Genomic DNA, 10,372 nt, shown 5'->3' on the forward strand with positions numbered 1-10,372 from the left:
CTTACTCCTCCTTCCGGTTTCCCGTTCCTGACTCCCCGCCGAACAGCTTCTGCTCCAACTGCCCGCGGTATTGCTCGTAGGCGCCGATCGACGACCAGCCCCGCTGCTCCGCCATGGCACGGTACTGCAGCCGGGTCGCCGTAAGCTTCTCCTTCAGCCGCCCCCGTTCGCCTTCGTCCCGGCAGCAGCGGAGCAGATCCTCCAGCGTGACCATCTCCTTGCGAAGCTGGAGCTCGGGCGGCAGCGCTCCGGCGTTCTTGAGCAGCCGGTAACCGACCCGAAGCTCGTCGGGCACCCCTTCCAATTCGTCCGGAGGCAGCGGCTTCCCCTTGCCCGGCAAATCGTTGAATTCGCCTTTCGCCTGCGCTTCGCGAATTTTCTCGTCCGCGATGGAAGCGAACCAGTCCATGCCGCATCGGCTCCTTTCCTGCTAATGTTATATCGATTGTAGCATGCCCCCGCCGCGGGGAGAAGTACCGATTTGATGGGTATGTCACATTTTATTACACGAAAAAAAATATAAATTGATTTTTTTTCATAAAAAATAGATAATAGATTTGCACAAGTAAACAAATGTGAAAATGTGTTTTGAAAAATGTACGAGTATAGCGACGAACTACGTAATCTAGATGTCAGCTTACTCCCAGGAGGTCGACCCTTGAACGTTTACTTCAACCACGATGGCGGAGGGGACGACTTTATCGCTCTTCTTCTGTTGCTTCAAATGCCGGACGTCCGGCTCACCGGAGTGTCCGTCATCGGAGCCGACGGCTACTTGGAGCCGTCCTTCGACGCCAGCCGCAAAATCATCGACCGCTTCGGCCATTCGCCCGTCGAAGTGGCCAAATCCGACTCGCGCGGCAAAAATCCGTTCCCGAAGGAATGGCGGCTGCACAGCTTTTATGTGGACGCGTTTCCGATTCTGAACGAATCGGGGAAGATGGAAGCGCCGGTGTCGGAGCTGCCCGCTCATCTGCATCTGATCGAGAAAGTCCGGGCGGCCGAAGGCAGCACGACGCTCGTGTTCACCGGACCGCTCACCGATCTGGCAAGGGCCCTGGACGCGGCGCCGGACATCGAGTCCCGGATCGACCGGCTTGTCTGGATGGGCGGAACGTTCCTGCCGAGAGGGAACGTCATGGAACCGGAGCACGACGGGACGGCGGAATGGAACGCTTTCTGGGATCCGGACGCGGTTGCGCGCGTCTGGCGGAGCGGCCTTTGCATCGACATGGTCGCCCTGGAGAGCACGAACCGGGTTCCGCTGACGCTGGAAATCCGCCAGGCGTGGGCCGAACTGCGGCGATACGAAGCGATCGATTTCGTCGGCCAGTGCTACGCGCTCGTGCCGCCGCTCGTTTTTTTCGAGACGAACTCAACGTATTATCTGTGGGACGTTCTCACCGCCGCATATGTCGGTAATCCCGGCCTCGTGAAGGTCAGGACGGTCAACAGCGTCGTATATACGGACGGCGTCCGCCAGGGAAGAACCGCGGAGTCTCCGGACGGCAGGCCCGTCAACCTGATTTACGACGTCGACCGGGAAGGATTTTTCTCGTACATGACCGAATTGATGAAGCGGGCGTAAGTTTGGGGGGCCGAACTTTCGAAGATCCGCCTCGAAAAACAAAGCAAGGCATTACGCGCAACCCGCCCCCCTATCGACAGGAGGAGCAAGCGTAAGCGCACCAAATAAAAAAACATATTGTGGGGAGAGGATCGGGGAATGAAGAAAGCAGGAATGAAGTCCGCAAGTCTCGTACTGACGCTGATCGTGTCGCTCGTGCTGATATTGTCCGCCTGCGGCAAGAGCGGCGGCAACAACGGAGCGGCCAGTCCGTCGGCAGGCTCTTCCGCCAGCGAATCGCCCGGCGCTTCGCCAAGCGAGTCCGCAAGCGCGTCGCCGAGCGCGGCTCCGGTGGACGGCAAAGGCAAGAAGATCGGCATGGTCACCGACGTTGGCGGCGTCAACGACAAGTCGTTCAACCAGCAAGCCTGGGAAGCGCTCCAGAGAATCGGCAAAGATACGGGCGCCGAAGTGAAATATCTGGAGAGCAAGAAGGATGCGGACTATGAGACAAACCTGAACCAATTCGTCAAAGGCGGCTACGATCTGACGTGGGGCATCGGCTTCCTGTTCCAGGACGCCGCCAAGAAAATCGCCGACCAGAACCCGAACGCCAAGCTGGCCGTCATCGATACGACGGTGGACGCTCCGAACGTAGAGTCCGTTACGTTCAAGGAAAATGAAGGCTCCTTCCTCGTGGGCGTCGTCGCCGGTCTGACGACGAAGACGAACAAGATCGGCTTCGTGGGCGGCATGCAGCTTCCGGTGATCAAAAAATTCGAAGCCGGCTTCAAGGCGGGCGTCGCGGCCGTCAATCCGAACGCGACCGTAACGGCCAACTACGTCGGCGACTTCAGCAAGCCGGACCTCGGCAAGCTGGCGGCGGCGACGCTGTACGACGCGGGCAACGACATTATTTTCCACGCGGCCGGCGGCAGCGGCAACGGCGTATTCAACGAAGCGAAGGACCGTCTGAAAGCGGGCAACCAAGTTTGGGTTATCGGCGTCGACAAAGACCAAGCGATCGAGTTCGGCGACGATGTGACGCTCACTTCCATGATGAAGAAAGTCGACCAAGCGGTTTACACGGTCACGCAAGATCTGCTGAACGGCAAATTCCAAGGCGGTCTGACAAACGCGAAGGAGCTCGGCCTGGCGGAAGGCGGCGTAGGTCTGCCGGAGAAGAACCCGAACGTGCCGCAAGACGTGCTGGACAAAGTCGAAGAGTACAAACAAAAGATCATCAGCGGAGAAATCAAGGTTCCGACAGAATAAGCTGCAGCCGATTTTCACGCAAGGGCAAGGCGGCTCTCCGTCTTGTCCTTCTTCCTTTTCGCTGCCTTCATTCGGACAAAGGAGATGGCTTACCATGGAACAACCGGTACCCGTCGTCGAGTTAAAAGGGATTACCAAACGTTTCCCTGGCATCGTCGCAAACGACAGCATCAACCTGCAGCTGCGCAAAGGGGAAATCCACGCGCTGCTGGGCGAGAACGGAGCGGGCAAGTCGACGCTCATGAGCATTTTGTTCGGCTTGTACCAGCCGGATGAAGGCGAAATTTACGTAAACGGAAAGCGCGAAACGATCGACGGTCCCGGCAAGGCGATCAAGCTCGGCATCGGGATGGTTCACCAGCATTTCAAGCTCGTTCACAATTTTACGGTCGCGGAGAACATCGTCCTCGGCATTGAGCCGAGGAAGGGGTTGTCGATCAACTACAAGCAAGCGAACGGGCGAGTGGCGGAGCTGTCGGAGCAGTACGGCCTTATGGTCGATCCGAAAGCGCTCATTCAGGACATTACCGTAGGCATGCAGCAGCGCGTCGAAATTTTGAAGACGCTGTACCGGGGAGCGGAAATTTTAATTTTCGACGAACCGACCGCGGTGCTTACTGTGCAGGAAATTCACGAATTGATGCAAATTTTGCGGAACTTGGCCGCAGAGGGCAAGTCCATCATTCTCATTACGCACAAGCTCAAAGAAATTATGGAAGTATCGGATCGCGTCACCGTCATTCGGCGGGGCAAAGTGATCGACACGCTCGTCACCTCGGAGACAAGCGAGAGCGAATTGGCGGAGAAAATGGTCGGCAGACGCGTCTCGTTCCAGTTGGACCAGGAGAAGCGCGCGCCCGGGCCGGCCTTGCTGCAGGTTCGCCAATTGACCGTTAAAGGACACGACAAAGGCAGGAACGTTCTAAACGACGTATCCTTTGAGATTCGCGCAGGCGAAATATTCGGCCTCGCCGGCGTTGACGGGAACGGCCAACACGAGCTTGTCGAAGCGCTTACAGGCCTAAGGCCGATCGATGGGGGAAGCGTGCTGCTCGGCGACATCGACATGACCCGCAAAAGCGTGCGGGAACGCATGCGGGCCGGCATCGCGCAAATCCCCGAAGACCGGCAGAAGCACGGGCTTGTGCTCGATTTCAAGGTGAGCGAGAACATGGTGCTCACGACGTACAAGGACACCCGCTTCGGCCGCGGCGGCTTTATCGACGACAAAGCCGTCGACGAACATTCGGCCAGGCTCGTCCAGGAGTTCGACGTCCGGACGGCGGGCATCCACGTGCCGATGCGCTCGCTCTCCGGCGGCAATCAGCAGAAGGCGATCATCGCCCGCGAGCTGTCCCGCAATCCGCAGCTGCTGATCGCGGTCCAGCCGACGCGCGGCCTCGACATCGGGGCGATCGAATTCGTGCACGAGCGGCTGCTGCAAGCGAAAAACGAAGGCAAAGCGATCCTGCTCATCTCCTACGAGCTGGACGAGTTGTATAAAATGTCCGATCGGATTGCCGTCATCTTCGACGGACAGATTATGGGCGAGCTGGACAGCGAGCAGGTGGACGACGAGAAGCTCGGTCTGATGATGGCAGGCAATCGTTTGCAAGAAAAAGGAGGGGGAGCGGCGTGACGAAGTGGAGCCGGATTTTCATCAAATCGAACGTATGGATCCCGCTCATCGCGATCGTTCTGGGCCTGCTGTGCGGCGCCATCGTCATGTGGATCGGCGGATACAACGCCTGGTCGGCCTATTCGGCTCTCTGGCAGAAAGTGTCCGGCTCGAAGTACGATATCGGCGAGACGATCCGGACGATTACGCCGCTGCTGTTCACCGGATTGTCGGTCGGCTTCGCGTTCCGGGCGGGCTTGTTCAACATCGGCGCCGACGGCCAGTTCATCATGGGCATGACCGGGGCGACGATCGTCGGCATCAAGCTCCACGGCTTGCCCTGGATCGTCCACGCCCCGATCGCGGTCATCGTCGGAGCGCTCGTCGGCGGCCTGTGGGGCGCGATCGCCGGGGTTCTCAAATCGAGCCGCGGCGTCAACGAAGTCATCTCCTGCATCATGCTCAACTGGATCGCGCTCTACCTGTCCAACTATCTCGTTCGAACGCTCGTGTTGGAGAAGGGACAGCAGCGTTCGCAGATGATTCAGGATTCGGCTTCGCTGTCGATCGGCTGGCTGTCCAAGGCGATGGACAACGCCCGTATGGACGGGGGCATCTGGGTCGCTTTGATTTGCGTCGCGGTGTTCTACGTGCTGCTCTGGCGCACGAAGCAGGGCTACGAGCTGCGCGCTGTCGGCCATAACGCGGATGCGGCCAAGGTCGCCGGCATCGACGTCAAGAGCAGCTTGCTCAAATCGATGATGATCTCCGGCATCTTCGCCGGCCTGGGCGGGGTGTTCGAGGTGCTCGGCGTCTTCCATTACCAGGTCATCTCCGCCGCATCGTCCGGCTACGGCTTCGACGGCATCGCGGTCGCACTGCTCGGCGGCAATCACCCGATCGGCATTCTGCTCGGCTCCATTCTGTTCGGCGTGCTGACCTACGGTTCGGCGGGCATGAATTTCACCGCCAACGTCCCGACCGAGATCGTTCGCATCGTCATCGGCTGCATTATCTTCTTCGTGGCGTCGCACGGCTTTATTCAAATGCTTCTTAACCCCCGGAAGCCGCGCCGCAGTTCCAAAAAGAAGGGAGCGGTAGAACGTGGATCTGATCTCGGACTTGGCTAATCTGGTCAATTCGACGCTTGTATTCACGACGGCGTTGATCTTCGGCGCGATGGGCGGGTTGTTCAGCGAGCGATCCGGCGTGTTCAATATCGGAATCGAAGGCATGATGACGGGCGGCGCTTTCGCCGCGGCGATCGCGACCTGGTACGCGGAGAAAGCCGGCTACGGAGCCGCGTCGCCCTGGCTGGGACTCGCCGCCGGCATCGTCTGCGGCATTATGATCTCGCTCCTGCTCGCGGTCGCGGCTGTGACGCTCAAGGCGAATCAGGCGGTCGTCGGCGTCGTCATCAACATTTTGGCGGCGGCTATCACGCTTTACCTCGTCAAGATTATTTTCAACGGAGCGGGCGATACGGATGTGCTGAGCGACGTCTACTCGAAATGGGCGATCCCTTGGCTGTCTGACATTCCGTTTTTCGGCAAAGCGCTGTTCAACACGTATCCGACCACCTACATGGCTTACGTGCTCGTGCCGTTGTGCTCGTACCTGCTGTTCAAGACGCCGTTCGGTCTTCGCCTGCGTTCGGTCGGCGAGCATCCGGGCGCTTCCGATACGGTCGGCATCAACGTGACGAAGTACCGCTACATCGGCGTCCTCATCAGCGGTTTGCTCGCGGGAATGGGCGGCGCGGCCATTACGCTGACGACGACCGGCAACTTCTCGCACAGCACCGTCTCGGGCCAAGGCTTTATCGCGCTCGCCGCGATGATCTTCGGCCGGTGGAGCCCGTGGGGCGTGTTCGGCGCGACGTTCTTCTTCGGAATGGCGCAGGCGCTCCGCAACTTCGTCAAGCTGTACGATTGGTCCAAAGATATTCCGATGGAATTTCTGTATATGTTCCCCTACGTGCTTACGCTGCTCGTGCTTGCGGGCGCAGTCGGCAAATCCGTCAAGGGGCCGGCCGCCGCGGGCGAGCCTTACGATCCTTCCAAACGATAAGGATTGGTCGTTGTGGGAGAATAAGGAGCGCCTCGTCCGGAACGGACGAGGCGCTCCTTATTACGCTCCCGAACCGCTTATGCGCTCAGCTTCGAAGGCTCGGCTGCGGCCGCAGGCTTCCGATGGAGCAGGGCGAAGTAAACGAGGGCGCCCAGAGCGACGGATACGGCGCCGCACAGGAACATGATCCGGTTGTTCGACATTGAAGCGATGCTGCCGAGCAGCACGGAGCCGATGCCGATGCCGCCGTCGAAGAAGATGAAGAACGTGCCGGTAGCCAGTCCTGTGCGATCCTTCGGCGCGGCTTGGATGGCGATCGTTTGCAAGCAGGGGAACAGGCTTCCGTAACCGAGCCCGATAAGCGCGGCCGACAGCAGAAGCATGAACGCCGAATGCGCGGTGGCCAGGACGATCAGTCCGACGATATAAAGCGCAATGGTCGGGTAGACGATATAATGGCGGTTCAGCCGGTCGAACAGTTTGCCGGTAAACGGACGGGCCGCTACGATCATGATCGCATAGACGACAAAATAGTAGCTGGCGACGGCGCTCATGCCGAGCTCCTTGGCGTAGCTCGGAATGAACGACAGGATGCCGCTGTAGGCGATCGCCAGCAGCAGCGCGGTAATCGAGATCGGAATGGATCGGGCCTCGAACAGCGTTTTGAAGCTGAATTTGGTTTTATCTGGGGCGCCCGCCGGTTGCGGAACGGCGGCCGGACGGGGCTTGCGGATTCGGGCTGTCGACAAGCCCAGAACCAAGCCTAGCACGCCGAACGCGATAATGACGTTGAACAGAACGTTAAAGCTGGCGTTCTGGATGATCATCAAGCCGAGGAACGGGCCGAGAACCATGGCCAGATTCATGGACAACGTGTAGTAGCCGAGCCCTTCGCCTTTGCGCTGCTCCGGCACGAGTTCGGATACGATGGCGCCGTTGCCGGTCGTCGCGGCGCCGAAGCTGAGGCCGTGAACGAACCGAAGCGCCAGCATCATGCCGAACGCCGAGATCGCCGGGTAGAAGAAGGCGCAGACCATAAACAAGGCCAGGGCGGCGATCAGCACGGGCGTGCGGGCCGGTCCGTCCATCCAACGGCCGGAGAACGGCCGCATGATGACGGCCGCGATGACGTATGCCGTGAGCACCCAGCCGGCTTGCTGCTGGTTGCCGCCCAGATGGTCGGTCACAAAGGTGGGGAGCGTCGCGGTCAACGTGTAAAAGGTGATAAAAATAAAAAAGCTGCTTAAGCAGATGCTGATAAACGATTTTGTCCATAGTCGCTGCTGTTCCAAATTTGTCTTCGCCTCTCTTGTTTGTCGTGGATAAAGCCCAAGAATGCATACCAAGCCAAAACGCCTTCGGCGTCTTCGGACGACGAAGGCGCTTCGCGGCAGCCGATATTCCTGTTAACGCCGTCCTGCTTGCGGGCCTCGCTGGCTCAAACGTTCAGCTTCTCGGCTGCGTTGTCGGCGATGCGAGCAAGCAGCCTTATCAACGCTTCGGTCTCCAACGGAGAAATGCCAGCCGTTACGGCGGCTACGACTTCCTCTTCAATCGGAACGAGCTTCTCGTAGAGGCGCCTGCCTTCCTCGGTCACGAACGGAAGGTACGAGCGCCGATCCTCCGGATTCGGCTTGCGGACGATGAGCCCTTTGCGCTCCAACTGGTCCAATATTCGCGTCACGTTCGTCTGGTCCTTGCTTACGCGGAAGGCCAAATCCTTCTGGCTGATGCCGTCTTCTTCGCCCAGGCGGGCCAGAACCGACCATTGCTCCGTCGTTACCTCATAAGGCGCGAACCTATGGCCGAGCAACTGGGAAATCCTTCTTCCGGTGCGGTTGATGATGAACCCGATGGAATCGTCCAGCTTCAAGCGGAAATCCTCCCATCTGATTGCTATAGCAATTATAAATAGAGCAATATTTTATTGTCAATTGTTTTTGGCCATTCGGATCTTTCTGGGGATGGTTCAATCGGAATATGGGCCGGCGCTTAAGCGGGAAACGTTCGCGCCCGGCTTCGTTATCCGACCTCGGCGGCTTGAACATTCGCCCGGCAATTGGTAACCTGATCTTTGAGACGTAACATTGGAGAGTGGCGCCTTTCATGATCACCCGCATGATTACCGCATCGGAGAGCGGCAAACGGCTGCACCGCTATTTGCGCAACCTGATGCCCAATCTTCCGCTTGGACAAATTTATAAGATGATCGACCAGGGCAAAGCCAAGGTCAACGGCAAGCGGAAAAACCAGAACTACGAGCTGGCGGCCGGAGACGAACTTACGCTGTATGTGGACGAGTCCCAGTTCGCCGAAGCGTCCAAGGGACAGAAGAAAACGAAGTATATCGGCGTCAATGCGAACATTGACGTCGTCTACGAGGACGAGCAGCTGCTTGTCGTCGCCAAGCCGGCCGGCGTGCTGACCCACCCGGACCGCTCGGATCAGAAGGATACGCTCATCAACCGGGTGCACGCCTATTTGTATCGGAAGGGAGAGCTGGACAGCGCGCTGTTCATGCCGGCGACGGCCAATCGGCTCGACCGGAACACGAGCGGTCTCGTCCTGATCGGCAAGACGGCCGGCATGCTGCACCAGTTGAACCAATGGATTCAGAAGCACGAGCTGGAGAAATATTACATCACGATCGTGGAAGGGAAGCTGGAGGGGGAAGGGACGCTGTCCGCCAATCTGATCCGGGACGAGCGCAGCAACCGCACGTTCGTGGCGGGCGATCCTTCCGTGTCGGCGAAGCGCGGCGGAACCGAGCAGGAGAAATCGGCCGTCACGCGCTACCGCGCGCTCCAAAGCGCCCGCGGCTACTCGCTCGTGGAGGTGGAGCTGGTCAGCGGCCGGACGCATCAGATTCGCAGCCATTTTCAAAGCATCGGCCACTCGCTGCTCGGCGACGTCAAATACGGCGGCAAGCCGTTCGCCGGCGTCAACCACCAGCTGCTGCACGCTTGGCGGATTCGGCTGCCGGACGGCCGTGAATTCCGCGCGCCGCTGCCCGCGCTCATGCGCCGGACGATCGAGCGCGCCGGCTTGTCGCTTAGCGCGCTGAGCGCGCAATAAGCGCTCGGAGCGTCCGCGGCGGCCTGCGGTGCAATATCGAAAATCGATATTGCACCGCAGGAACGGGCCCGGACCCTCGGTCCTCTCTCACGGCTTGCGGAATCGCCTTTAGCTGCCCGATCGGCTCCCGATCAAGTCACCTTAACAATCAAAGTGCCGTGCAGCTTTTCGTCAACGTAAGCGTCCAATTTCCATAATCCTTCGGTTCGCAAGCCGACGGTCGAAGGGCTGGAAGCCGCAGCAACCGGCCAAGAGCGCGAGGACCATAACCTGCACGACCACCATCCGCAACCCGGCCATCCGCATCCTGCGCATCCGCAATCCGCCCACCCGCAACCTGCCTATCCACAACCCGCGCATCCGCAGCCCGACCATTCGCAATCCGCCCATCCGATGCCCCCCCCATTACGAAATTTAACCTATTTTACTATAAATAGGGCTTGCTGAACGAACAAAAAATCCTTATTCCACAAGGGATTTGAGCTACTTTTGTCGAATTTATCTGCAAGGAAAACATAGAAAATTGGCAAAAAACCTTGCAGATGGAGTGAGCGAACGTGTTCGTGCCGAATCGGGATATGGCAGATCTGTTGGAAAATTTCTACTTACCCTTTGGCGGGAAGCTTAATCCTGGGAATCGCTGGGTACAGCTTGCCGCACTCATCCCTTGGGATAAAGTGGAAGAGAAATACTTCCAATCCTTCTCATCGATCGGCATCGGTCAAAAAGCATATTCGGTTCGCATTGCACTCGGTGCCCTCATCATC

The 10,372-nt window shown here is 58.7% G+C and carries 9 protein-coding genes and 1 pseudogene; 7 read left to right on the forward strand and 3 right to left on the reverse strand.

The annotated features are described in order from the left end of the window. Position 1 precedes the first annotated feature (1 nt). Positions 2–409: a DnaJ family domain-containing protein gene (locus tag G485_RS0107885; RefSeq protein ID WP_027092118.1), complete on the reverse strand. Its 408-nt coding sequence runs from the start codon at positions 407–409 to the stop codon at positions 2–4. 249 nt (positions 410–658) lie between these two features. Here G485_RS0107885 and G485_RS0107890 point away from each other — a divergent pair, with 249 nt between their 5' ends. The 5 genes from G485_RS0107890 (at position 659) to G485_RS0107910 (ending at position 6,530) form a co-directional block, all read left to right on the forward strand. Continuing rightward, positions 659–1,588 carry a nucleoside hydrolase gene (locus G485_RS0107890; protein WP_027092119.1) on the forward strand — a complete coding sequence of 310 codons (930 nt, stop codon included), beginning with the start codon at positions 659–661 and terminating at the stop codon, positions 1,586–1,588. A 138-nt stretch (positions 1,589–1,726) separates the two neighbouring features. Beyond that, positions 1,727–2,842 (forward strand): BMP family lipoprotein, encoded by a 1,116-nt coding sequence (locus G485_RS0107895; protein WP_027092120.1) that lies wholly within the window; start codon positions 1,727–1,729, stop codon positions 2,840–2,842. A 94-nt stretch (positions 2,843–2,936) separates the two neighbouring features. After that, positions 2,937–4,481: an ABC transporter ATP-binding protein gene (locus G485_RS0107900; protein WP_027092121.1), complete on the forward strand. Its 1,545-nt coding sequence runs from the start codon at positions 2,937–2,939 to the stop codon at positions 4,479–4,481. After that, positions 4,478–5,590, forward strand: a complete 1,113-nt coding sequence (locus tag G485_RS0107905; RefSeq protein ID WP_027092122.1) for an ABC transporter permease — start codon at positions 4,478–4,480, stop codon at positions 5,588–5,590. The genes G485_RS0107900 and G485_RS0107905 overlap by 4 nt, the downstream gene beginning before the upstream one ends. Beyond that, entirely contained in the window at positions 5,565–6,530 is a 966-nt protein-coding gene (locus G485_RS0107910) for an ABC transporter permease (protein ID WP_027092123.1), read from the forward strand. Before G485_RS0107905 ends, G485_RS0107910 begins: the two co-directional genes overlap by 26 nt. A gap of 77 nt (positions 6,531–6,607) precedes the next feature. Here G485_RS0107910 and G485_RS0107915 read toward each other — a convergent pair whose 3' ends face one another. Together G485_RS0107915 and G485_RS0107920 are read right to left on the reverse strand one after the other, a co-directional pair. Then, complete coding sequence (locus G485_RS0107915; RefSeq protein ID WP_027092124.1) at positions 6,608–7,822, reverse strand: MFS transporter; 1,215 nt, start codon at positions 7,820–7,822, stop codon at positions 6,608–6,610. Positions 7,823–7,968: 146 nt separating this feature from the next. Further along, positions 7,969–8,403, reverse strand: a complete 435-nt coding sequence (locus G485_RS0107920; RefSeq protein WP_027092125.1) for a MarR family winged helix-turn-helix transcriptional regulator — start codon at positions 8,401–8,403, stop codon at positions 7,969–7,971. Positions 8,404–8,636: 233 nt separating this feature from the next. Between G485_RS0107920 and G485_RS25565 the strand changes: the two genes are divergently transcribed. Both G485_RS25565 and G485_RS0107935 read left to right on the forward strand, forming a co-directional pair. Continuing rightward, a complete protein-coding gene (locus G485_RS25565; RefSeq protein ID WP_035155258.1) occupies positions 8,637–9,605 on the forward strand; it encodes an RluA family pseudouridine synthase in 969 nt (322 codons plus the stop codon). 578 nt (positions 9,606–10,183) lie between these two features. Beyond that, positions 10,184–10,372: pseudogene (locus G485_RS0107935) on the forward strand (IS5/IS1182 family transposase); the annotation flags it as partial.

Source organism: Cohnella thermotolerans DSM 17683 (genome assembly GCF_000429825.1).
GTDB classification, from domain to species: domain Bacteria; phylum Bacillota; class Bacilli; order Paenibacillales; family Paenibacillaceae; genus Cohnella; species Cohnella thermotolerans.